General features: G+C 62.4%; 16 protein-coding genes and 6 pseudogenes. 10 read left to right on the forward strand and 12 right to left on the reverse strand.

What is annotated here, in order from left to right; all coding sequences use genetic code 11:
* Positions 1-63: 63 nt before the first annotated feature.
* Positions 64-528: pseudogene (locus tag ABIF91_RS43815) on the reverse strand (IS110 family transposase); the annotation flags it as partial.
* A gap of 347 nt (positions 529-875) precedes the next feature.
* The gene (locus tag ABIF91_RS43820) at positions 876-2219 is read right to left on the reverse strand and encodes an IS1380-like element ISBdi2 family transposase (RefSeq protein WP_208086440.1); all 1344 of its coding nucleotides are present in this window, start codon (positions 2217-2219) and stop codon (positions 876-878) included.
* Positions 2220-2726: 507 nt separating this feature from the next.
* Between ABIF91_RS43820 and ABIF91_RS43825 the strand changes: the two are divergent.
* Positions 2727-2879: pseudogene (locus ABIF91_RS43825) on the forward strand (IS3 family transposase); the annotation flags it as partial.
* Positions 2880-3190: 311 nt separating this feature from the next.
* Here ABIF91_RS43825 and htpG read toward each other — a convergent pair.
* On the reverse strand, positions 3191-5068 hold the full coding sequence (gene htpG, locus ABIF91_RS43830) for a molecular chaperone HtpG (RefSeq protein WP_208089771.1): 1878 nt from the start codon (positions 5066-5068) through the stop codon (positions 3191-3193).
* A gap of 336 nt (positions 5069-5404) precedes the next feature.
* On the opposite strand from htpG, the pseudogene ABIF91_RS43835 reads away from it, so the two are divergent.
* Positions 5405-5995: pseudogene (locus ABIF91_RS43835) on the forward strand (ACT domain-containing protein); the annotation flags it as partial.
* A gap of 13 nt (positions 5996-6008) precedes the next feature.
* Here ABIF91_RS43835 and ABIF91_RS43840 read toward each other — a convergent pair.
* Together ABIF91_RS43840 and ABIF91_RS43845 are read right to left on the reverse strand one after the other, a co-directional pair.
* Positions 6009-7955, reverse strand: coding sequence for a glycosyltransferase (locus ABIF91_RS43840; RefSeq protein WP_035678637.1), 1947 nt, complete (start codon positions 7953-7955; stop codon positions 6009-6011).
* A pseudogene (locus ABIF91_RS43845) lies at positions 7952-8995 on the reverse strand (HlyD family efflux transporter periplasmic adaptor subunit); the annotation flags it as partial. The gene ABIF91_RS43840 and the pseudogene ABIF91_RS43845, both read right to left, overlap by 4 nt.
* Before the next feature lie 90 nt (positions 8996-9085).
* Between ABIF91_RS43845 and tnpA the strand changes: the two are divergent.
* The 4 genes from tnpA to ABIF91_RS43865 are packed head-to-tail and all read left to right on the forward strand — an operon-like array spanning position 9086 to position 12109.
* Complete coding sequence (gene tnpA / locus ABIF91_RS43850; RefSeq protein WP_424578819.1) at positions 9086-9508, forward strand: IS66-like element accessory protein TnpA; 423 nt, start codon at positions 9086-9088, stop codon at positions 9506-9508.
* Complete coding sequence (gene tnpB, locus ABIF91_RS43855) at positions 9505-9861, forward strand: IS66 family insertion sequence element accessory protein TnpB (protein WP_018273742.1); 357 nt, start codon at positions 9505-9507, stop codon at positions 9859-9861. Before tnpA ends, tnpB begins: the two co-directional genes overlap by 4 nt.
* Before the next feature lie 50 nt (positions 9862-9911).
* The gene (gene tnpC / locus ABIF91_RS43860; protein WP_035681142.1) at positions 9912-11462 is read left to right on the forward strand and encodes an IS66 family transposase; all 1551 of its coding nucleotides are present in this window, start codon (positions 9912-9914) and stop codon (positions 11460-11462) included.
* Positions 11459-12109 (forward strand): UPF0149 family protein, encoded by a 651-nt coding sequence (locus ABIF91_RS43865; RefSeq protein ID WP_063712394.1) that lies wholly within the window; start codon positions 11459-11461, stop codon positions 12107-12109. Before tnpC ends, ABIF91_RS43865 begins: the two co-directional genes overlap by 4 nt.
* Here the strand turns inward: ABIF91_RS43865 and ABIF91_RS43870 are convergent.
* Positions 12093-12491, reverse strand: a complete 399-nt coding sequence (locus ABIF91_RS43870) for a hypothetical protein (protein WP_424579880.1) — start codon at positions 12489-12491, stop codon at positions 12093-12095. The two genes, ABIF91_RS43865 and ABIF91_RS43870, sit on opposite strands and share 17 nt — an antisense overlap.
* Positions 12492-13030: 539 nt before the next feature.
* On the opposite strand from ABIF91_RS43870, the gene ABIF91_RS43875 reads away from it, so the two are divergent.
* Both ABIF91_RS43875 and ABIF91_RS43880 read left to right on the forward strand, forming a co-directional pair.
* A protein-coding gene (locus ABIF91_RS43875; RefSeq protein ID WP_129557670.1) for an IS3-like element ISRj2 family transposase occupies positions 13031-14160 on the forward strand; the annotation gives its coding sequence in 2 pieces (ribosomal slippage) (positions 13031-13283 and positions 13283-14160; 1131 coding nt in all).
* 211 nt (positions 14161-14371) lie between these two features.
* Positions 14372-14605: a hypothetical protein gene (locus ABIF91_RS43880; RefSeq protein ID WP_050995355.1), complete on the forward strand. Its 234-nt coding sequence runs from the start codon at positions 14372-14374 to the stop codon at positions 14603-14605.
* Positions 14606-14718: 113 nt separating this feature from the next.
* Here the strand turns inward: ABIF91_RS43880 and ABIF91_RS43885 are convergent, their stop codons facing one another.
* The 5 genes and pseudogenes from ABIF91_RS43885 to ABIF91_RS43905 form a co-directional block, all read right to left on the reverse strand.
* Positions 14719-15639 (reverse strand): SWIM zinc finger family protein, encoded by a 921-nt coding sequence (locus ABIF91_RS43885; protein WP_284280383.1) that lies wholly within the window; start codon positions 15637-15639, stop codon positions 14719-14721.
* Complete coding sequence (locus ABIF91_RS43890; protein ID WP_424579889.1) at positions 15636-16259, reverse strand: DEAD/DEAH box helicase; 624 nt, start codon at positions 16257-16259, stop codon at positions 15636-15638. Before ABIF91_RS43890 ends, ABIF91_RS43885 begins: the two co-directional genes overlap by 4 nt.
* Positions 16239-16883: pseudogene (locus ABIF91_RS43895) on the reverse strand (DEAD/DEAH box helicase); the annotation flags it as partial. The gene ABIF91_RS43890 and the pseudogene ABIF91_RS43895, both read right to left, overlap by 21 nt.
* A 178-nt stretch (positions 16884-17061) precedes the next feature.
* On the reverse strand, positions 17062-18405 hold the full coding sequence (locus tag ABIF91_RS43900; protein ID WP_208086440.1) for an IS1380-like element ISBdi2 family transposase: 1344 nt from the start codon (positions 18403-18405) through the stop codon (positions 17062-17064).
* Between the two features lie 407 nt (positions 18406-18812).
* On the reverse strand, positions 18813-20240 hold the full coding sequence (locus ABIF91_RS43905; RefSeq protein ID WP_424579881.1) for an SNF2 helicase-associated domain-containing protein: 1428 nt from the start codon (positions 20238-20240) through the stop codon (positions 18813-18815).
* A gap of 126 nt (positions 20241-20366) precedes the next feature.
* Here ABIF91_RS43905 and ABIF91_RS43910 point away from each other — a divergent pair.
* Positions 20367-21496 (forward strand): IS3-like element ISRj2 family transposase gene (locus tag ABIF91_RS43910; RefSeq protein ID WP_086023025.1). Its coding sequence is split into 2 segments (ribosomal slippage): positions 20367-20619 and positions 20619-21496, totalling 1131 coding nucleotides; the frame shifts between segments, so codons are not numbered across the junction.
* Positions 21497-21647: 151 nt separating this feature from the next.
* Here the strand turns inward: ABIF91_RS43910 and ABIF91_RS43915 are convergent.
* A pseudogene (locus tag ABIF91_RS43915) lies at positions 21648-21816 on the reverse strand (transposase); the annotation flags it as partial.
* Positions 21817-22002: 186 nt separating this feature from the next.
* Here ABIF91_RS43915 and istB point away from each other — a divergent pair.
* The gene (istB, locus tag ABIF91_RS43920) at positions 22003-22731 is read left to right on the forward strand and encodes an IS21-like element helper ATPase IstB (protein WP_424579882.1); all 729 of its coding nucleotides are present in this window, start codon (positions 22003-22005) and stop codon (positions 22729-22731) included.
* Positions 22732-22883: the final 152 nt, after the last annotated feature.

Here is a 22883-nt window from a genome sequence, read left to right on the forward strand (position 1 = left end):
ATAACCCGGCAGGAATCCACTTAAATCCAGCGGGGCGCTGTCCAAACAACCGGGGCCAGCTCTGTGTGAGGCCGCGTACTCCAGCAGACGCTCGCGCTGACGCACGTAGGCTCGCAGCTCGGCAATCTGCCCTTTGGGCCGAAAGCTGGCCCGCAGCAACCCGAATGAATGGAGCCGCTGCAGCCATTGCGCATCGCTGACATCGGTCTTGCGCCCCGGCACGTGCTTGGCATCGCGCGCGTTGACAAGAAACACGTTAAATCCCCGGGCATCGAGAAGCTCGAAGATCGGAATCCAGTAGACGCTGGTCGATTCCATGACGACAGTCTCGACGCCGCATTCAGTAAACCAGTCGACTAGCCGATGCAGATCAGCCGTGAAGGTACCGAAGCTGCGGACTGGCTCCGGTGCGCGATCTGCCCTCACGGCTGCCATGTGCATAGTCGCTCCGACGTCGATGGCAGCCGCGTCCGGGTGCACCATCTGCATCTTACCTCCGTTCTTCGACTTCGATCTTTTGGGGTTCATCTCTAATCCTCCTGCTGACGGCGGCGGAAGGGCTGGGCTGCGCTATTCGTCAGATTCCTAAACGGGATCGCCGGATGGCGTCACCACTCTCAAGTGCGCGACAACCCATGGACCAGGTTTTTTAACGGGGTCGCGTGCCACCAAAATCGTATCGGCCGCTCCCTCCCGGTCGGCAATCTAGCCCGTCCTATTCGTGAGAGTGCGGCTTTTGGGCCCGATTGATGCGGCCGCACATCTTGTCTGACGAGGCGCACAGGATTGCCTTCGGCTTTTCGCCGCCTGACGACCGGTACTTTGCAACGCGCTTGAGGGATGGGTTGGGCGAACGGGGGCGGACGCCCCGCCGGTCAAGGACCGAGCGGCAGCAGCGCGCCGGGCAAGCCGCAGATCAGGTCGGCTTCGGGACATGCCGCGGCAAACGCAAGGCGAATGCGGCTCGTGGTCTCGACGACACGGGCGGCGATTTTCAAGAGCCGAAGACGCAGCGTCGCGAACTCGGCAGCGGCCAATTCCCGGGCTTTGGGAATGGCGTCGCGCACGGTCAGCATCAGCCAATAAGCGGCCGTATGGAGCACGAGACGGACCTGGTTGGCGAGCGCCGAACGGCAGCTGGTGCGATCGGAGGCGAGCTGCGTCTTATGCAGCTTGATCAGATTCTCGGCTTGGCCGCGCGCGCAATACAGGCTGTCGTAGATCCACTCGGCCGAGCCGACATCGAGGCTGGTGACGACGAAGCGGATGTCGAGGCCGAGCATCGTCGCCTCAATACGGGCGACAGTGCGCCGTTCGCGATCCCAGGACTTTGCCTTGTGGCGCGTCTCGGTATAGCCACGCAGAACCGGCAGGTTCTCGATGGCGCGTCGCGTGCGGATGTCGTCGGCGACCTCGTCGACTTTTCTGGCGAGAGGCTTGGTGCCGGACAGACCGAAGATGTAGTCGATGCCGTTGGTCTCGCACCACGCCATTGCCTCCGGCCGGGCATAGTGCCCGTCGCCACGGAACGTAATTTGCGTGTTGTGCCATCGCGTCCGGATATGCCGTACCAGGCGGCGCAGATGGGCACGCACCTCGACGCCGCCCGGCGTCTTGCCGGGCCGCAGCACGACGGCCACGGGCCGGCTCTTCTCCGTGTCGTAGACGTGGATCGGCAGGAAGCAGCGTTCGTCATAATGAGCGTTGAACAGCGAGAGCTGCTGATGGCCGTGGACGACGTCGCAGGTATCATCGATGTCGAGCGTGACGGATGCCGGCTCGCGCGGGTAGCTATCCATCCATGCGTCGACCAAAGTGTAGGTCAGCCGGATCACGTCGCGCAGGCGCGGAGCATTCTCCAGCCGCGACAGCGTCGGCTGGGAACACAAATCCCGGCCCGTGTCCGGTAGGCGACCGCAGGCCAGCTTGAATGCCGGATCGGACCTCAGATGATCGAGGTCGTCGGCGTCCTCGTAGCCGCAGCAGATCGCGAACATGCGAGCGCGGAACATATCGACCAGGCTGTGCACGACCCGCGTCGGATCGCGCCGATCCGGGAACACCCGGGCCAGATTGTTGGCCAAACCGAGACGCCGCTCGGCCATCGCCAGAAGCATCACGCCCCCGTTCGAGGTTAGGCGCCCACCATCGAAGGCAGCTGTGACTTTCTTGGCGTGAACGGCTGGAAACGAGAAGGGCGGAATCGTATCGTCGGTCATGGCGGGCGTGGCGTTCGCGGTTGGAGGTGATGGGGTTGGCTTCGCAACCGAATCCTACGCCGCATCAGCGCTTTACCCCTCAGGCGCACTCTTACGAATAAGACGGGTTAAGTTGAAGAAAGATTGAGTGACTCCCGATCATTTCTGTGCCGAAACGTGGAGTCGCGGTCGTGCCGCGTCCAAAGAAACCGGCGCGAGCGGCCTATTAGACGCGGTAGGTGCTCAGCCTCCGAAACGAGACTATCAAGCATGAAGAGATCGAGCGCGAGGCAGAGGTTTTATTTGTGTTGAATTCTTGCTTCTCGATAGTGGTCTGAAATCGTATCATCGGTCATGGCGGGCGTGGCGTTCGCGGTTGAAGGTGATGGGGTGGCTTCGCAACCGAATCCTACGCCGCATCAGCGCTTTACACCACGCTCGCCAGCCTCTCAGGCGCCCTCTCGCGAATAAGACGGGCTAGCGCCGGTCCGTTTCTATCCCACAGGGGGAGCGCAGCGCCGCGCATAGTTTTTTAGAAGGAGCGCTCACCAAGGCGGGATTGCTGAGCGCAAAGCGATGATCGACCGTGAGCACGAGCTGTCGATCACCAGGCAGGCGGAGGCTTTGAACATCAGCCGCGGCAGCGTGTACTACCTGCCGCGGCCGGTGCCGGACATCGACCCGAAACGGTCTTCGGCCATGCCGGACAGCGGCTCAACTTACTGCTATAAGCGTTGAGCTTCCTAAGATGCTGTCAAAACGGGCAACTTGCCTGAGCGCAGCCGAGACCTGCGGTCAATTGCCCAACGACGTTATCTGAATGCCGCACTGTCTGACATTTACCGTATTCCTCCGGCGGCGGCCGTCTTGTGAAGTTCGAGCGTCTTTCTGAGGATGTGACCTTATGTATGGTCCGGCCGTGTGTTGCGAGAAGATTCGTCGAATTGGCGGCGGCGGTCTTGCATCTATCCACCCGGAGGCACGTGTCTGGGCTACCTACCGAGCCCCTGCAGCACCAGCCGGTTCAGCCTTGCTGCAAAGGCCGTCGCGTGCTCCGGCAGTTCGCCGTCCAGGATCTGCGCCTGTTCGAGCAGAAGCAGGCTGAGGTCGTCGACGGCCTTGGAGCCGGCCTCTGCCCTGATAATCGCCGCCACCACCGGATGGCGCAGGTTGATCTCGAGGATCGGCTTGGTGCGCATGCCGCGGTTCTGCTGCGACAGAATGCGCTCCAGTTCGCGACTCGGGCCGTCAGTGCCTGCGACGAGGCAGGAGGCGGAGCTGGTGAGGCGCGTGGAAGCCTTGACGTCACTGACGCGCTCGCCGAGCGCGGCCTTGATCAAGGCGATGGTGGCCGCTTCATCGGCGGCCGGCTCGTCCTCCTTCGCCTCGTCCGTTTCGTCGACGCGTGGGATCAGGTCGAGATTGAGGTCGCCCTGGCTCAAGGACTTCAGCGGCTTGCCCTCGAACTCCGATGGCATCGAGGTCCAGAACGCGTCGACGGGATCGGACAGCAACAGCACCTCGATGCCGCGCGCGGTGGCGGCCTCCAGCCGCGGATTGGATTTCAGTCGCTCGATGCTGTCACCGACGAGATAATAGATCTCGGTCTGGTTCGGCTTGAAATCGGCGATAATCTGCTTGAGCGAGCGCTTCTCGCCTGACGTGGTAGTGAAGCGCGACAGCGCCAGCAGCTTTTCGCGACGCTCGAAATCCTCGTAGATGCCTTCTTTCAGCACCGCGCCAAAAGCATCCCAGATCTTGGCAAAATTCTCCGGGTCCTTCTCGGCGAGGCTTTCGAGCTCGGACACGACGCGGGTCGCCACGGCTTTGCGGATCTGCGCGAACTGCGGATTGTTCTGGAGCATCTCGCGGGAGATGTTGAGCGGGAGATCCTCGCTGTCGACGACGCCCCGGATGAAGCGGAGGTAACCCGGCAGCAGATCGGCATCATCGGTGATGAAGACGCGGCGGACGTAGAGTTTGACGCGGCCCTTGCGATTCGGCTCGAACAGGTCGAACGGCTTCGTCGACGGTGCGAACAGCAGCACGGCGTAGGAGTGGCGGCCCTCGGCGCGGTAGTGCAGCGTGATCGCGGGATCGCCGAAGGCGGAAGCGATCTGCTGATAGGCCTTTTTGTAGTCGTCTGCCGTCAGCTCGGATTTCGAGCGCTGCCACAGCGCGCTTGCCGAATTGATCTGGCGCGGCTCGCCCTCACCGGGCACAAGCTCGATGGGAAACAGGATGCTGTCGGAATAGGCACCGACGATGCGCTCGATCTCGTAGGTCTCGAGATACTTCTTCGCGTCGTCCTTCAGGTGCAGGACGATCTCGGTGCCGCGCGCCACGCGCGCTGCGTCCTCGTCGCTGGCGCGGGCGATCTCGAATCCGGAGCCGCCGGAGGACGTCCAGGTCCAGACGTCACTCTCGCCGGCGCGGCGGCTGATCACGACGATCTTCTCGGCGACCATGAAGGCAGAATAGAAGCCAACACCGAACTGGCCGATCAGGCCGAGGCCGTCCTTGGCCTCCTTCAGCTTCGACACGAACGCCTTGGTGCCGGAGCGGGCGATGGTACCGAGATGGTCGACCAGCTCCTGCCGCTCCATGCCGATGCCGTTGTCGGCGATCGTCAGCGTATTCGCCGGCTTATTCGGAATGATACGGACCTTCAGCGCCTCGCCCTTGCCAAGTAATGAAGGGATCGCGATAGCCTCATAGCGGAGCCTGTCGCAGGCATCCGACGCGTTCGAAAGAAGCTCGCGCAGGAAGATGTCGGTCTCCGAATAGACGGAGTGCACCATCAGGTGCAACAGCTCGGACACCTCGGCTTGAAAGGGCTGCGTATGCACAGCCGTATCTGACGTCGTCATGCATTCACCGGATCACAATTGGGTAAGGGGAAACCCGGATATAGCGCAGAAATACGATGGATCAAGAGTCGTGATGGGACTGTTGACCTTTCCCGCCTGTGGCTGGAGGTCGGCCGAGGCCCACTGAAGGGCGCAAGCGGGAGGCTCCGCGCGGCCACAACGAGCCGTCGACCACAGAAGTTCCGACGCGGCCCTTGAGGAAATGTCCCTGAAAGTCCGTGGTCCCCGTTCCCGCGACCGAGTGCTTCGGAATAACCGTCGCCTGCGAAGCTATGAGGCGTGGCGACCATGAGGCCATCGCCACGAACGCACGATCCGCAATCGATACGCTGTCCTATCCGCGCCGTCACCGAGCTCACGATCCTGGCGACCGACCATCCCTGGCTGCTGTCGATCATCGCCGGCGCCTGCGCCTCGGCCGGCGCCAACATCGTCGACGCGCAGATCTACACCACGACCGACGGCCGCGCGCTCGACACCATCTCGATCTCGCGCGAATACGACCGTGACGATGACGAAGGCCGCCGCGCGACGCGGATCGGCGAGATGATCGAGCAGGTGCTGGAAGGCAAGCTCAGGCTGCCCGAGGCGGTGGCGAAACGCGCGGTGCGCAGCAAGACGCGGCCGTTCATCGTCGAGCCTGAGGTGACCATCAACAACCAGTGGTCCGACCGCTACACCGTGATCGAGGTCTCCGGCCTCGACCGCCCCGGCCTGCTTTACCAGCTGACGACCGCGATCTCGAAGCTCAACCTCAACATCGCCTCGGCGCACGTCGCGACCTTCGGCGAGCGCGCCCGCGACGTGTTCTATGTCACCGACCTGCTCGGCGCCCAGATCACCGCGCCGACCCGGCAGGCCGCGATCAAGAGCGCGCTACTGCATCTGTTGTCGAGCGAGGACCAGGCGGCGAAGCCGGCAGCATGACGCTCCGCCCGCTCTAGCCGAACAGCCGCATCAGCAACGCCTTGCCGACCGGCGCCGCGCGCACGCCGTGGAAGGCGCGGACATATTCGCCGGCATAGAACGCGCGCACGACATTGATCCGCGTCGCAACCGCGTCCTCGAAGCGGACGCCGAAGCCGTCGCGGGTGCGGCGGACAACGGTCGCGGTCACGCTCTGGCCGTAGACATTGCACTTGATCAAGGCGCCGATGGCGGGCGGGGCGGGATCGATGAAGCGCGCGCCCGAAATCGAGATGTCGGCCATCCGCACCAGCCGCGGCTCGGCGCCTTCGTGAATCAGGATCGGCTCGTTGCGCTCGAAGCGCTCGGCCTTGCGGTGCCGCGGCTGCTCGATGCAGATGAAGCAGACGATGGCGAGCACGACACAATTGTACAGGCTCCAGGCCAGCGCCAGTCCGCCATAGGCGATGGCCTCGCCGCGCAGATGCAGGATGAAGGCGTAGGCGATCGCCAGCAGCGTGATCAACAAGGCGCTGCCATAGAGCCGCAGCAGCGGCCATTCGATGAAGCGGCGGTTGCGGTCGCCGCCCTTGGCCGTCACCTTGAATTTATGGCCCTGCGGCTTGCCGAGGCCGGTCACGACCGCCTTCAGGACCGCGGGCGCGGCGATGTATTGCGAGACGTCGGTCATGATCGCGAGCGAGCGACCGCGCGAGATCCAGGCCATCGTGAAGGCGTGCCAGACATAGAACGGCATGAAGTATTTCAGAAGCTCGAACAGGTCGGCATGGACCGCCTTGATCCCGAACAGCAGATAGAGCCAGGGTACGACCAGGCCGAAAACCTTGGTGCCATAGACCGCGGCCCAGCTCATGAAGGCATCGACCAGCGACAGCCGGTCCATGAAGGCGAGCTTCGATTGCCGGGAAAACGGGCCGCTGCGGCCCCTGAAAATCTGCATGAAGCCGAGGCACCAGCGCCCGCGCTGGGTGATGTATTCCTTCAATCCCTCCGGCGCGAGGCCGATGGTCAGGCGCTCGTTGAGATAGACCGTACGCAGCCCCTTCTCCTTCAGCCGCAGCGTGACGAGATAGTCTTCGGTCACCGAATCGGTCGGGAAGCCGCCGATCTGCATCAGGCCGGAGTAGCGGATCAACGATGAGGTGCCGCAGCAAAACGCGGTGTCCCAGGCATCCTTGGCCGGCATCAGGATATCGAAGAAGAAGCGCTGCTCGTCCGGCCAGACGTCGGTCGCGGCGAGATTGGTCTGGATCGGATCCGGATTGATGAAGTGCTGCGGCGTCTGCACGACGCCGACGGTGCCGTCCTGCATCAGGCTGATCGCCCGGGTCAGGAAGTCCGGCATCGGGACGAAGTCGGCATCGAGGATCGAGATGAGTTCCGGCCGATCCGGCAGGGCGGATACGTGCCGGAGCGCTTGATTGATGTTGCCGGCCTTGGCGTGGCGATTGTCCGGACGGGTCAGATAATTGCAGCCGAGCTCCTGGGCGAGCCGGCGCAGCCAAAGCCGCCGCCCGTCGTCGAGCACCCAGACGCGATAGTTGGGATAGTTCAGCCCGGTCGCGCCGATGATGGTGCGCTCGAGGATCGCCTTCTCCTCATTGTAGGTGCAGATGAAGACGTCGACGAGCGGGGCATCCGTCGGCGCCTTGGATCGGCGCAGGATGGCATTGACCTCGGGCGCGCGATCGATGGTGCGGCTGAGGAACAGCAACGACAGGCACACCGCGATCATCGAGGCCGCCTCGGCCACCACAAAGGGATAGCCGACCAGCGCGTCGGCAGTGAGGCCCGGAGGCGGCAAGGTCTGGGTCACCCGCCAGACGAAATAGTGGAGCAGCAGGACGAACGACATGCCGGTCATCATGACGCGGGCGAGCGTGTGCTCGCGCTGGAGCAGAGGCAGGATGGCAAGGCAGGCGCCGAAGGCGACCAGCCCGGGCGCAAAGGCCGCCATCATGGCTTTGCCGCATCCGTGTTGAACACCACCCGTCCGGTGCGGCCGACTGCGCATTCCTTGCCCGTGCTGTTGAGCGCCGGCATCGAGACCGTCACCCGGTAGGGCTCCTTGTTCAGCGCGTCCGGATTGATCGCAAGGTTCGCGGGCGCGCCCGACGCACCGGTGAGATTGACGATCTCACCCTGGATCGCCGCGCTGCCGTCGTTCGGCTCGAAGCTCGCCTGCTCGCCAAGCCGGAGGCGGTTGTAGACGCCTTCGGTGACATTCGCGGTGACGACGGCGCCGGTGCAATCGAGCAGCTTGAGCAAGGGCTGCCCGGCTCTGACATCCTCCCCGGGCGACGTCATCATCTCCCAGATGCGTCCCGCGACCGGGGCCTTGATGTCGGCTTCCGCCCGGTTGACGTAGTGCACCTGCTCGGATGCGATCTCGTGGGTGAGCCAGTCGATCTCCGCATCGGCATGCGTCAGATCGGCGCGCAGATCGCTGGCGCGTTGGCGCATCTCCTCTTCGCGTTGCGCGGAACTCGGCCGATCATTGTAGCTGTCGCCAAGATAGGTGCCGTTCCTTGCCGCCGTGAGCTCGACCTTGGCGGCGTCGAGCCGCCGCTGGGCGCCGATCTCGGTCTGCTGCGCGATCGACTGCTCGCGCGTCAGCCGGGCCATTTCGACCGTCGAGACGCTGCCCGATTTGATCAGCGACGAGGCGCGTTCAACCGCCGCCGTCGCTTCTTCCCGCCGCGCGGCCGCAGCCTCGATCGCGGTCTGGATTTCGGCAATGCGCGCCTGGAGCTGGAGGAGGCGACCGTCGCGGAACTGGGCCGCCTGGCGCGCAAGGTCTTGTTGCGCCGTCTCGGCGGCCGCAAGCTTGGCGGCGAAACTCGGGCGCTCATTTTCCATCCGGGACATCTGCCGCCGAAGATCGTCGAGCCGCACGCGATCGCCGCGCGCGTTGACGACATGAAGGATCGCATTGCCCTCATGGACCACGCTGAGTTGCCTCGAGCCTTGCGGCGGCTTCGCGCTCACGGTGCCGTCGATCGATAGCGGTACGACGACCCCACCTCGTTTAGGTGGACGGGATGAGCGAGACTCGCGCGTGGATTTGACAACGCGAGGGACGCTCGTTCCATGCATCAAGACAGACATCAAGACGGGCATGATGCCGCCTCCTATCAGCGGATCGAGGTGATCACAGGGGAGAGGCGACGGCGCAGTTGGAGCGATGCGGAGAAGGCGCGGATCGTGGCCGAGAGTGCCGATCCGGAGACGAGCATTTCCGAGGTGGCTCGACGCAACGGGGTGAACCGGGGACTGCTCAGTGTGTGGCGGCGCCAGGCGCGGCTCGCGTCGAGCGAAGCGCCGCAGTTCGTGCAAGTCAGGCTCCAGGCCGCCGTCGAGGCGCAGCCGAACGCGATCGATAAGGCGCATGTTCTGACGGATCCGGCCGAGCGGATCGAGGTGATGATCGCGGGCGCGACGGTGCGCGTGCCCGTCGGCGTCGACGCCGCGACGCTGGAGCGCGTGCTGGCGGCGGTGAGATCGACGCGATGATCTCTTTCGGTCCAATGGTCCGTGTGTTCGTCGCGACGCAGCCGATTGACTTTCGTAAAGGCGTTCATGGCCTTGTCGCGCTGGTAGCGGAGGGATTAGGCGGCAAGCCCTACAGCGGTGACGTTTATGTCTTCCGATCGAAGCGATCGGATCGTTTGAAGCTACTGGTTTTTGACGGCTCGGGAATGGTTCTAGCGACGAAGTGGCTGGAGAATGGGGGCTTTGCCTGGCCACCTGTTCGCGAGGGTACGATGCCGGTGACGGGGGCGCAACTGGCGATGCTGATTGAAGGTCTTGCGGAGTGGTCGCGTGTGGTCCCGAAGGTGACGAAGCGGCCGACGAAGGTTGCCTGAAGCGTCTTGTTTTGCTGGCGATTGCGAGTGCGTTCGTGTAGCTCTGCGATATGGCGCTTCGCCCCGAAGATCTCCCCTCTGACCCTGCGGCTCTTGCCGAGATGGTGCTGGCTTTCGAAGGCGAGAACGATGATCTGCGCGCAGAGATCGCCACGTTGAAGAGCCTGATCTTCGGCGCACGATCGGAGCGCGCGGCGATCGTCTGCGCCGAACAGATCGCGTTTGATCTGGAACGGACCGCCGGCTCACAGCTCCCGGCCAATGACGACAAACCGGACGCGCCGCGGCCGGAGCGGCGCAAAGCGAAGCGCAACATCGGCGCGCTGCCGGCGCATCTGCCTCGGGTCGAGCGGGTGATCGAGCCGGCGTCCACGCTGTGCCCGTGCTGCACGGGTCAGATGCATCGGATCGGCGAGGAGAGCAGCGAAGCGCTCGATCGGGTTCCCGCGTGGCTGCGCGTGCTCCGCACGATCCGTCCAAAATACGCCTGCCGCTCCTGTGAGGGCCCGATTGTCCAGGCCCCGGCACCGGCGCGGCTCGTCGAGGGCGGCATGGCAACGACGGCGCTGATCGCGCATATCGCCGCGGCCAAATATGCCTGGCAATCGACGCTCTATCGCCAGACGCAGATCCTGGCGGGTCAGGGTGTCGTCGTCGACCGTCAGACGCTGGCGCGCTGGATGGGGAGCGCGGCGTGGCTGGTCAGGGGCCTCTACGATCTGCAACTGAAGACTATGCACGGCTTCGAGCGGCTGTTCTGCGACGAGACGCCGATGCCAGTGCTCGATCCGGGACGCGGCCGCACGAGGATCTGCCAGTTCTGGGCGCACGCGACGGACGATCGGGCGTGGAAGGGGCCGGCGCCGCCGGCGGTCGCCTACGTGTTCGCAGGTGGTCGCGGCAAAAAGGAGATCGTGGCGCAGTTAGCCGGCTTCGAAGGCGTGCTGCAAGTCGACGGCTATGCCGCCTACGCCTCGCTGGCGGGCGATGCGATGATGTCGGGCCAGATCCAGCTGGCGTATTGTCTCGTTCACGCGCGCCGCAACTTCGTGAGGGTGCACAAGACGACGAACTCACCCTTCGCCGCGGAGGTCATCGAGCGCATTGCGGCCGTCTACGCGATCGAGGAGAGGATCCGCGGTCTCGATGCTGGGGAACGCCGCGCGACGCGACAGGCCGAGACGAAGCCGCTGATGGAGGCGTTGAGGGCCCGTCTGATCGCGGTGAAGGACGGGATCTCCCGCCGCTCGACGCTCATCAAGGCGATCGACTACATGCTCGAACGCTGGCAGGGCCTGACGACGTTCCTGGATGACGGGCGGCTCGAGCCGGACACCAACACGGTCGAACGATCGATCAGGCCAATTGCGATCGGAAAAAAGAACTCGTTGTTCAGTGGTGACGAAGGCGGGGGCGAGACCTGGGCGATACTCGCTTCGCTTCTTAACACAGCGAAATTGAATGGCCTCGACCCCGAGGCGTATCTCGTCGACGTTCTCGATCGCATGGTGAGCGGCGCCACGAAGACCAACCAGCTTCACGAACTTCTGGCCTGGAACTGGAAGGCCGCACGCGAAGCCGAAAAGCGGGCCGTGGCATGACGAAGCCGAAGCAAGGGCGGGGAACGCGAAAAGCACGCAAGACGACGATGGCGGACTATGCCATGTCGTTCGAACGGCTCGGGCAATGGATCAGCAAGCGCGCCAGGTCGCCGACGCTTCGGCATCCGCGGGCGACGTCGCTCTCCATGCTCGATGGCGCGGTGGCCGCGGTCGTCGCCGGGCCGGTCTCGATGGCGTCCGAGGAATGGGTGTGCCCGCTCCTCGGCGTAGATCCCGACGCCTTCAATCACGACACCGAGGAGTTCTCGGCAATCGCCGCCACGCTGATGCGCCACAACGCTATCAGCGAGACGCTGTCGACGAGACCGGAGAGCTTCGAGCCGCTGTTCGTGCGATCACCGGACGGCGAAGTCGACCCGCAGCCCTGGTGCATGGGCTTCTACGCCGTCATGAAGCTTCGGCTTCTCGTCTGGTCGCGGCTTCTCCCCCCGAATGGAACCGAACACCTTATGCTGCGGCCGATCTTGGTCCATTGCATCGACGACGCCGGTCGACCCTTGCTACCCCCGGCCCGGCGCACGCTGGGAACGCAGCCCATCATCCAAAACGCCTGGCGCAACATTCCAGCAACCGTCGAGGCCCTCCGGCAGTTCTGGATGCCTATACGCTTCAAGCGCGGTGCGTAGGCCGTCCGCACCAAGTCCGTGGCTCCGTGGGCCTCTCGTACCGTTTACCGTCGATCGGCGAGCGCAACGTCACGATCCTGGCGTTGACCACGGCCTCGACGCTCGAGGTCTGCAGCACGGCCTTCAGCGGCAGCCATCCGAAGACGGCCACGATCGCAAGGCCAATGCCGACCTTGAGCAGGCGGCGAACCCAGCGGCCCGAGCCTGCAGGTGCTTCGGGATGGGGAGCGCTATCGCTGACGGGCTCGCTCACCGGCTCGTCGTGCGCCGGCTGCAACCGATCCTGCAAATCGCGCTGCAATCCGCATGCGCCCGCGTCCTTATCCTTGGTGACGGAAACTTTGTCTTCAGGAGAGGGCTTCTGCTGCTGTGCCTGATTCATTGACCGGCCCCTGAATTGTCAGTGCGGGCGGGGTTCAGAAACCGTCATCCTGAACGGCCAATGTGCTTTTGGGGTGCCCCTTCGACATGGGAGCACCGTCCCACCGAACGGGGCCGTTATACGCTGGCCCATTGATGGCCACTGATGCTATCTTGCTTGGGTTTCTGAGGCCCAATCCTATGGTTGCACACAACCCAGACGTTTGCAACAGTAATTTTCTACTCAGAGTGCAACGAAACCCCGCGCGCTCGTAAAGCGGTTGCAAGGCTCGACGCTGACGGAAGACACGGTGAATCGGCGTGGGATCCGGACGCCGATCGGCGTCCCAAGTGCTTGATTGACTTCGCGCGTGCGGGGTCAATTCAGCGTCGATTCACAAACAGGCAGAGCGCCTGTCGTCTCCCTCACACCTGTGAGCGTGCCGCGCACGATACCGCTTGCAGCGGCCGTTAGAGCTGGCCCCGCAAATTCGGACAGTAGCTTGAGTGGATTTTCTGCCTGACAGCGGCGAGGATTCTTGCTGCGAATCAGGAGCGAAGATGACGAAGAAGAGCCGCCGGACGCATTCTCCGGCATTCAAGGCGAAGGTTGCTTTGGCTGCGGTCAAAGGCGACAAGACACTGGCGGAGCTGGCGCAACTGTTTGATGTTCATCCGAACCAGATCACGATCTGGAAAAACCAGCTCCTGGAAGGCGCCGCCGGCGTGTTTGGGCATGACAAGACATCGGCCGAGACGCCGGTCGATTTGAAGGCGTTACATGCCAAGATCGGCGAGCTGGCGTTGGAAAACGATTTTTTGTCCGGCGCGCTCACCAAGGCGGGCCTGCTGAGCGCAAAGCGATGATCGACCGCGATCATGATCTTTCTATCGTGCGCCAGGCGAAGGTCCTGAAGCTGGCTCGCAGCACGGTCTACTATGAACCTCGGCCAGTTTCGGCCGAGGACCTTGCCTTGATGCGTCGGCTCGATGAGCTGCATCTCGATTATCCCTTCGCGGGAGCGCGTATGCTGCGATCGTTGCTGCGGCGGGAGGGCGTATACGCCGGTCGCCGCCACATCGCGACGCTGATGAAGCGCATGGGGATCGAGGCGGTCTATCGTCGCCCGAACACGAGCAAGCCGGCTCCGGGTCACAAGATCTACCCGTACCTGTTGCGCGGATTGAAGATCGAGCGGCCCGACCATGCGTGGGCAATGGACATCACCTACATTCCGATGCGGCGTGGCTTCGTCTATCTCGCGGCGGTCGTCGATGTGTTCAGCCGACGGGTCCTGGCCCATCGCGTCTCGATCACAATGGAGGCGGCCTTCTGCGTCGAAGCGGTCCAGGAGGCGTTGGCGAAGCACGGCAGGCCCGAGATTTTCAACACGGATCAGGGCAGCCAGTTCACCAGCCTCGAGTTCACCGATGTGCTGCTGGACGCGAAGATCGCCATCAGCATGGACGGCAAGGGCGCCTGGCGCGACAACGTGTTTGTCGAGCGGCTCTGGCGCACGGTCAAATACGAAGAAGTATATCTCCGCGCCTACGACAGCGTGTCCGAGGCGCGAGCGTCAATTGCCAAGTATCTGGCCTTCTACAATCAGGGACGCCCTCACTCGAGCCTTGACGGGCGCACGCCCGACGAGGCTTACTTCGGCACGCAAGCTATGGTGATGGCCGCATGACCGTCGCCGACGGTTTTGTCGTCGCTCTGGTCGGGCTACGCCCTCCCGACGCAACGACAAAACCGTAAAGCCCCGCGTTCAGCATAACCCGGCAGGAATCCACTTAAATCCAGCGGGGCGCTGTCCAAACAACCGGGGCCAGCTCTCGTTCTCGATTATCAGAAGCACCGAGTGAAGAAGCTCAAGAAGCCGGGCCGGAGGTAGCATAGAAATGGCGCACGCGATTATCCGAGGAAAGAATGGTCGCCGATACGAAGTGGATTTTGACGACGCGCCGGTACGCGTCGAAGTTCATGCCAGTGAGGAGACCGTCGAGATTTTTGTGGAGGCAGATTTTGAAACGCACCCGGAAGAACGGCGACGTTTTGCGATAATCAGCATCCCCCGCCACCTGTTCAGCGAGGCCACGGGTCGGACTGCGCGACGCGCAGCGAAGGATCGTTAATGCCGCTGCCGCGCACTCTGTGGCGTCTCCCCCTTCAGGCCGCAGCCATGCGCTCCCTACCGCGGTAGCGGTTTAGTGCAGCATTCATTCCGGCAACGTCGGCCCGACATAGTTCAACAGCGATCGGGACATCCCCGAGTGCGCCGTTTCCTGGCACTTGCTCGGGTTGTCTTTTTCATTCCCGAACTGGCCCGAGTCGCACGATGTAAGGCGACATCTGTCTTCGCTGCTCGTTTGGTCTTTCTGGCAGATATCTTGCCTTTTTGCGCCTTGGACTGTTGGGGTCTCTTTGAGACTGTAAAGGCAGGATTTGGGGTATGGGGAGTTTCGGCCATCTCCAGCCCGAATAGAGCGGCGACATCGCCTTCATCAAGCACCTTCGCCGCGCCTGGCGCCGTTGTTAGCGGAGAATCCTGTCCAGCGCTGGCGAGCATTTCAGTTTCATCCACATCACGCAGCACAAAAAGAAGCTGAGGCTTTTCATCTAGCCGGGCGCCGACACCATACAGTGCTGCCGCAACGTGCTTGCACATGTCCGCCCAGTCCGGACAGCTGCAGGACAGCTTGATTTCCGTCGGCGACGGAAACAGGCCGTCACCCTCTCGACAGACCCGGTCCATCACGCCTTTCGCCAAGCGGCCCTGCAGGAGCTCAACTAGCGAATCGACGGTCCCGGCGCAGTCCCGACAGATGGATTTCCAGCGTGCCCGCGTAACCGGTGCAATGACAATCTTGATTTGGTAGAGCTCAGCCCCGGCGACCATTGCCGAGATCTCGCCCTTGGCAATTTGCAGGTCGATAACGGAGCCGTTTCGGACATAGGTCCGGCCGCGCGGCAAGCGGTTCTCATAGTCGCTGTATCGTTCAAGGTTGACGCACCAAGATCTGCCCCAGAAGCTCTTGGTAATTGTGCGGCCCTCGATCCTCACGGGCGCAACCGATCGTCCCTGCTTCTTGAGCTTGGCCAACTTGCGTTCTGCCTGTCGCCGCTTCTCAGCTACCGGCACGTAAGCATGCCACCCGTAGTAGCTCATTCATTCCCTTCCTTCATCGCCGCACCCAAATCGAGAGTCACGAGTCTAAGCAACTCCTCATCTTTCATCTCAGTCAACAGGATGTCAGCTCCGCCGCTAAGAAAATCCCCAGCCAATTGTTTCTTCGACTCAATCATATGGTCGATCTTTTCCTCCACGGTGCCGCGACAAACGAACTTGTGCACAAGCACGTTCTTGGTCTGTCCGATCCGGAAGGCACGGTCGGTGGCTTGGTTTTCGACAGCCGGATTCCACCACCTGTCGAAATGAATGACATGCGAGGCCGCTGTGAGATTGAGCCCGGTGCCGCCTGCTTTGACCGAGAGCACAAAGAACGGGACGTCTTCGTCTTCCTGAAATTGGCGCACCAGGTCCTTGCGCTTCTTAACCTCTGTCTCACCATGCAGGACGAGGCCGGGCCTTCCGAATACGGAGCCCAGGAACGCCACTAGTGGCGCCGTTGTCTCCTTGAACTGGGTGAAGATAAGTGCCTTCTCCTGCCGGGCGGCAACCACTTCCGCGATGTCGCGCAGACGCACAAGCTTACCGCTATCCTCCTCATTCCACGCACCGTCGCCGAGCCACTGTGATGGATGGTTGCAGATCTGCTTCAAACGCATGAGAAGAGCTAGGACGATGCCTCTCCGCTTTATTCCATTGACCTCTTCGAGATGGCCGGCCAGTTCCGCCACTGCTTGCTGATAAAGCGCCGCCTGCTTGCGGCTCAAGGGGCAGAAGGTTTTCACCTCGGTCTTGTCGGGCAGGTCGGCAATGATGCTCTTGTCGGTCTTCAGCCGTCGCAAGATATAGGGGCGCACCAGTTCGCGGAGCGGACCGTAAGGGTTATGTGGCCGGTCGGCGAGGCGTTTGACGAATGCCGAAAACTCCTTCGACGATCCCAGCAGGCCAGGATTGATGAAGTCGAAGATCGACCATAGGTCGCCGAGCCGATTCTCGATGGGCGTGCCGGTCAGCGCAATGCGCGTTTCTGCCTTGAGCCTCTTGACCGATTTTGTCTGCTTAGCGCCCGGGTTCTTGATGGCCTGTGCTTCATCGAGCACCACAAGCCGCCATGATGTAGTTTCTAGCCAAGGCGTACGCGTCAGAAAGCCGTAGCTCGTGATTATCAGATCGACATCTGCGCATCTGTCCGCACTGTAAGTGTTCAGTTTCTCGGACGGCGCAGCCGATGGATGGACCACGACTGTTTTCAAGCTTGGCGCAAATCGGGAAATCTCGGCGGCCCAATTGGCTAACCCGTCCTATTCGTGAGAGTGCGGCTTTTGGGCCCGATTGATGCGGCCGCACATCTTGTCTGACGAGGCGCACAGGATTGCCTTCGGCTTTTCGCCGCCTGACGACCGGTACTTTGCAACGCGCTTGAGGGATGGGTTGGGCGAACGGGGGCGGACGCCCCGCCGGTCAAGGACCGAGCGGCAGCAGCGCGCCGGGCAAGCCGCAGATCAGGTCGGCTTCGGGACATGCCGCGGCAAACGCAAGGCGAATGCGGCTCGTGGTCTCGACGACACGGGCGGCGATTTTCAAGAGCCGAAGACGCAGCGTCGCGAACTCGGCAGCGGCCAATTCCCGGGCTTTGGGAATGGCGTCGCGCACGGTCAGCATCAGCCAATAAGCGGCCGTATGGAGCACGAGACGGACCTGGTTGGCGAGCGCCGAACGGCAGCTGGTGCGATCGGAGGCGAGCTGCGTCTTATGCAGCTTGATCAGATTCTCGGCTTGGCCGCGCGCGCAATACAGGCTGTCGTAGATCCACTCGGCCGAGCCGACATCGAGGCTGGTGACGACGAAGCGGATGTCGAGGCCGAGCATCGTCGCCTCAATACGGGCGACAGTGCGCCGTTCGCGATCCCAGGACTTTGCCTTGTGGCGCGTCTCGGTATAGCCACGCAGAACCGGCAGGTTCTCGATGGCGCGTCGCGTGCGGATGTCGTCGGCGACCTCGTCGACTTTTCTGGCGAGAGGCTTGGTGCCGGACAGACCGAAGATGTAGTCGATGCCGTTGGTCTCGCACCACGCCATTGCCTCCGGCCGGGCATAGTGCCCGTCGCCACGGAACGTAATTTGCGTGTTGTGCCATCGCGTCCGGATATGCCGTACCAGGCGGCGCAGATGGGCACGCACCTCGACGCCGCCCGGCGTCTTGCCGGGCCGCAGCACGACGGCCACGGGCCGGCTCTTCTCCGTGTCGTAGACGTGGATCGGCAGGAAGCAGCGTTCGTCATAATGAGCGTTGAACAGCGAGAGCTGCTGATGGCCGTGGACGACGTCGCAGGTATCATCGATGTCGAGCGTGACGGATGCCGGCTCGCGCGGGTAGCTATCCATCCATGCGTCGACCAAAGTGTAGGTCAGCCGGATCACGTCGCGCAGGCGCGGAGCATTCTCCAGCCGCGACAGCGTCGGCTGGGAACACAAATCCCGGCCCGTGTCCGGTAGGCGACCGCAGGCCAGTTTGAATGCCGGATCGGACCTCAGATGATCGAGGTCGTCGGCGTCCTCGTAGCCGCAGCAGATCGCGAACATGCGAGCGCGGAACATATCGACCAGGCTGTGCACGACCCGCGTCGGATCGCGCCGATCCGGGAACACCCGGGCCAGATTGTTGGCCAAACCGAGACGCCGCTCGGCCATCGCCAGAAGCATCACGCCCCCGTTCGAGGTTAGGCGCCCACCATCGAAGGCAGCTGTGACTTTCTTGGCGTGAACGGCTGGAAACGAGAAGGGCGGAATCGTATCGTCGGTCATGGCGGGCGTGGCGTTCGCGGTTGGAGGTGATGGGGTTGGCTTCGCAACCGAATCCTACGCCGCATCAGCGCTTTACCGCCTCAGGCGCACTCTTACGAATAAGACGGGTTAAGTTGAAGAAAGATTGAGTGACTCCCGATCATTTCTGTGCCGAAACGTGGAGTCGCGGTCGTGCCGCGTCCAAAGAAACCGGCGCGAGCGGCCTATTAGACGCGGTAGGTGCTCAGCCTCCGAAACGAGACTATCAAGCATGAAGAGATCGAGCGCGAGGCAGAGGTTTTATTTGTGTTGAATTCTTGCTTCTCGATAGTGGTCTGAAATCGTATCATCGGTCATGGCGGGCGTGGCGTTCGCGGTTGAAGGTGATGGGGTGGCTTCGCAACCGAATCCTACGCCGCATCAGCGCTTTACACCACGCTCGCCAGCCTCTCAGGCGCCCTCTCGCGAATAAGACGGGCTAACAACGAGGCGGGGGCTACGAGCAGGCACGGTTTCCGTGCCATGTCCTCATTCTTGATCACCAGCAGCAGCGACAACACCTGGATGGTTTTGCCGAGCCCCATATCGTCGGCAAGGCAAGCCCCAAGCTTGAGCTGCGTTAGCAGATAGAGCCATTGCACACCCGACTGCTGATAGGGTCGCAGCGTACCCTGAAAATATTGACCGGGGTCGACCCGCATGAGCCAATCGGGATGGCGCAAGGTCGCCAGCGTCTCCGCCAGCCAGGGGCCGGCAACGGTCTGGCTCCAATCGATGTCGGCTGGTGCGGCAGTTTTATCTCCGGCAATGCCAGCCCCAGCCAGCAGACGCATCGCCTCACCGAACGAAAGACCCTCGGCGGCGGCACGGCGCTCGATGGCCTCAAATTGCTCGAGTGTGCGATGCAGTCGTTCATGATCGACCTCGACCCACTTGCCACGGATTAAGGTCAATCCATCGGAATGCGCCAGGAGTCGCTTGATCTCGGCCTTCGAGAGGCTTTCGCCCTCGAGCGTCACCTCCATTCGGAAGTCGAGCAGCGCGTCCATCCCCAGCTGTGATGGCGCATTGCCCCCGACCGTTGCTTTCACTTGCGGGCGTGCGGGGTGGTTCATGCGCCAACTCGCCGGCATTCGCACGACCACCCCGGCGCTTTCGATTGCGGGAACATCCTTCAGGAATTGCAGCGCCTGTTGTGGGCTCCAGCGCAGCGGGTGAAAGATATCGCCGGCATTGACCAACGTCTTCAACCAAGGGCTCCTCTCGGCGGCGCGCTGGACGGGCATCAGCAGCGAGAGCAGGCGTTGGCGGTTCCTCGCACCGGAATACTCCTGCAAGGCTTTGCCAAGCGGCAGATGCTGGGCCTTGGCCTCAGCAGAGAGTCGGGTGGTGTAGGTCGCAAGAAACGCGAACGGGGCTTCATCGTCCTTCCGGTTCTCCGCGAGGTTGAAATGAACGCGCCCAACCAAATTCCAAGCCGGATGACGGCTCTTGAGGAACTCCTGCAGGGAGAGCTTGGCTTGCACCAACTCGGCATCAAAGGCCGCATCCATACCTTGCCAAAGATTGGCCAGGACAGACGTCGTCAGGTATTCCGCGCCGGTCATCGGCGGAACAGCCGCTGCCATCGTGTCCAACTCGCCATCGGCGGGGATCGGCACAGGCGGCTTGGTACAGCCGTCTCCAACACTAGGAAGCGCGCACAGCGCAGTCATGTAGCGCATTCCAAGCGCTCGCCAATACGACAACACCGGTGGGAGAACCGTCGCGACTTCGTCGGCGCCGAGCCACAACAATCCGTGCCCTGAGCCACGTAAAAATGCTTTCTCCAGCCGCAAGCCCTGATTGAGCTCCAACGCAGGAGCTTGCGCCGTTTGTCGCAGTGTCAGCAAACAGAGCTGGCCCCGCAAATTCGGACAGTAGCTTGAGTGGATTTTCTGCCTGACAGCGGCGAGGATTCTTGCTGCGAATCAGGAGCGAAGATGACGAAGAAGAGCCGCCGGACGCATTCTCCGGCATTCAAGGCGAAGGTTGCTTTGGCTGCGGTCAAAGGCGACAAGACACTGGCGGAGCTGGCGCAACTGTTTGATGTTCATCCGAACCAGATCACGATCTGGAAAAACCAGCTCCTGGAAGGCGCCGCCGGCGTGTTTGGGCATGACAAGACATCGGCCGAGACGCCGGTCGATTTGAAGGCGTTACATGCCAAGATCGGCGAGCTGGCGTTGGAAAACGATTTTTTGTCCGGCGCGCTCACCAAGGCGGGCCTGCTGAGCGCAAAGCGATGATCGACCGCGGTCATGATCTTTCTATCGTGCGCCAGGCGAAGGTCCTGAAGCTGGCTCGCAGCACGGTCTACTATGAACCTCGGCCAGTTTCGGCCGAGGACCTTGCCTTGATGCGTCGGCTCGATGAGCTGCATCTCGATTATCCCTTCGCGGGAGCGCGTATGCTGCGATCGTTGCTGCGGCGGGAGGGCGTATACGCCGGTCGCCGCCACATCGCGACGCTGATGAAGCGCATGGGGATCGAGGCGGTCTATCGTCGCCCGAACACGAGCAAGCCGGCTCCGGGGCACAAGATCTATCCGTACCTGTTGCGCGGATTGAAGATCGAGCGGCCCGACCATGCGTGGGCAATGGACATCACCTACATTCCGATGCGGCGTGGCTTCGTCTATCTCGCGGCGGTCGTCGATGTGTTCAGCCGACGGGTCCTGGCCCATCGCGTCTCGATCACAATGGAGGCGGCCTTCTGCGTCGAAGCGGTCCAGGAGGCGTTGGCGAAGCACGGCAGGCCCGAGATTTTCAACACGGATCAGGGCAGCCAGTTCACCAGCCTCGAGTTCACCGATGTGCTGCTGGACGCGAAGATCGCCATCAGCATGGACGGCAAGGGCGCCTGGCGCGACAACGTGTTTGTCGAGCGGCTCTGGCGCACGGTCAAATACGAAGAAGTATATCTCCGCGCCTACGACAGCGTGTCCGAGGCGCGAGCGTCAATTGCCAAGTATCTGGCCTTCTACAATCAGGGACGCCCTCACTCGAGCCTTGACGGGCGCACGCCCGACGAGGCTTACTTCGGCACGCAAGCTATGGTGATGGCCGCATGACCGTCGCCGACGGTTTTGTCGTCGCTCTGGTCGGGCTACGCCCTCCCGACGCAACGACAAAACCGTAAAGCCCCGCGTTCAGCATAACCCGGCAGGAATCCACTTAAATCCAGCGGGGCGCTGTCCAAACAACCGGGGCCAGCTCTGTCTCGACCAGCAGCCGATCAATCGTGGCTGCGCTGACGCCGAGCACCAGTGCTCGATCGGCCTGGTCCTAGCTTGAGCCGGCCATGCCGCTCCAGCGAAGGCAGCAACGTCGGAATCATTACCCTGAGCCGCTTGCCGCAGATCCGATCCGAGGCCTCCCATAGCGCCACCAGTGTGAATCTGCGTGGGGTCCGGACGCCGATCGGCGTCCAAGTGCTTGATTGACTTCGCGCGTGCGGGGTCAATGTTCAGCGTCGATTCACAATCGCCCCCCGGGCAATTACGGGTGCCGCAACGAGCGCCTTGCAGTTGCGCTGCGGAAGAAGCAAAAGGAGGCAATCTTAGCATCGGCTTTTTCAATGGCGTTACAAAAGCAAAAGATCACCAAAGACCAGCTTCATGAATTGATCCTAGAACGGTTTGGACTGACCAACTTCTTTCAGGTCAGCGAGGACAGGCACCGCGAAGCCGCCGAACGCGACACCAGGCGGCTCACCACGCGCCTCAAGATCGCCGCACTGCGCCAGACTGCTTGCGTCGAGGACGTCGATCTGCGCACCCCGCGGGGCATCGACCGCGCCGTTTTCGCCAAACTCGTCGAAGGTCGCTGGATCGATCGCCACGAGAATTTGCTCGTCACCGGGGCAACCGGCCTGGGCAAAAGTTGGTTAGCCTGCGCGCTCGGCCACAAGGCCTGCCGCGACAACCGATCAGTCCTCTATCATCGCGTTCCAAGGCTGTTCGAGGCGCTCGCGCTCGCGCGCGGAGACGGACGCTACGCCCGGCTCCTCAAAAGCCTCGGCCGCGCTCAGCTTCTGATTTTGGATGATTGGGGACTATCGGTGCTCACCGCCGCGGAACGCCGCGATCTGCTCGAAATCCTCGAGGACCGCCATGGCCGCGCATCCACCATCGTCACAAGTCAGCTCCCCGTGGACACCTGGCATGGAGCCATTGGGGACCCCACGGTCGCCGACGCCATTCTCGATCGCCTCGTCCACAACGCCCACCGCCTCCAGCTCACCGGAGAAAGCATGCGAAAACGCAGCGCCAAAACCATCACCCTTGACGGCCAACCAGAACACTGACTCTATCTCCCATCGGCCGTAGCGGGCTGCTCACGATCGCGCGAATCGATGCTCACGATCCGTGAAATCCGCAGATGCTCCCGGTGCGGGTCTATCGAGGGCTGTAAAGGGTGGTTTGTTGCTGATCGCCAGCATGCCAGATCGAAGCCCTG

The sequence above is a fragment of the Bradyrhizobium sp. USDA 241 genome (genome assembly GCF_049739505.1).
Classification (GTDB): domain Bacteria; phylum Pseudomonadota; class Alphaproteobacteria; order Rhizobiales; family Xanthobacteraceae; genus Bradyrhizobium; species Bradyrhizobium liaoningense.

Coding starts and splice junctions, on each gene's coding strand:
- ABIF91_RS43820 (WP_208086440.1), bottom strand. CDS start 2,219: ATGACCGACGATACGATTCCGCCCTTCTCGTTTCCAGCCGTTCACGCC.
- htpG (WP_208089771.1), bottom strand. CDS start 5,068: ATGACGACGTCAGATACGGCTGTGCATACGCAGCCCTTTCAAGCCGAG.
- ABIF91_RS43840 (WP_035678637.1), bottom strand. CDS start 7,955: ATGATGGCGGCCTTTGCGCCCGGGCTGGTCGCCTTCGGCGCCTGCCTT.
- tnpA (WP_424578819.1), top strand. CDS start 9,086: ATGCATCAAGACAGACATCAAGACGGGCATGATGCCGCCTCCTATCAG.
- tnpB (WP_018273742.1), top strand. CDS start 9,505: ATGATCTCTTTCGGTCCAATGGTCCGTGTGTTCGTCGCGACGCAGCCG.
- tnpC (WP_035681142.1), top strand. CDS start 9,912: ATGGCGCTTCGCCCCGAAGATCTCCCCTCTGACCCTGCGGCTCTTGCC.
- ABIF91_RS43865 (WP_063712394.1), top strand. CDS start 11,459: ATGACGAAGCCGAAGCAAGGGCGGGGAACGCGAAAAGCACGCAAGACG.
- ABIF91_RS43870 (WP_424579880.1), bottom strand. CDS start 12,491: ATGAATCAGGCACAGCAGCAGAAGCCCTCTCCTGAAGACAAAGTTTCC.
- ABIF91_RS43880 (WP_050995355.1), top strand. CDS start 14,372: ATGGCGCACGCGATTATCCGAGGAAAGAATGGTCGCCGATACGAAGTG.
- ABIF91_RS43885 (WP_284280383.1), bottom strand. CDS start 15,639: ATGAGCTACTACGGGTGGCATGCTTACGTGCCGGTAGCTGAGAAGCGG.
- ABIF91_RS43890 (WP_424579889.1), bottom strand. CDS start 16,259: ATGCGTTTGAAGCAGATCTGCAACCATCCATCACAGTGGCTCGGCGAC.
- ABIF91_RS43900 (WP_208086440.1), bottom strand. CDS start 18,405: ATGACCGACGATACGATTCCGCCCTTCTCGTTTCCAGCCGTTCACGCC.
- istB (WP_424579882.1), top strand. CDS start 22,003: ATGGCGTTACAAAAGCAAAAGATCACCAAAGACCAGCTTCATGAATTG.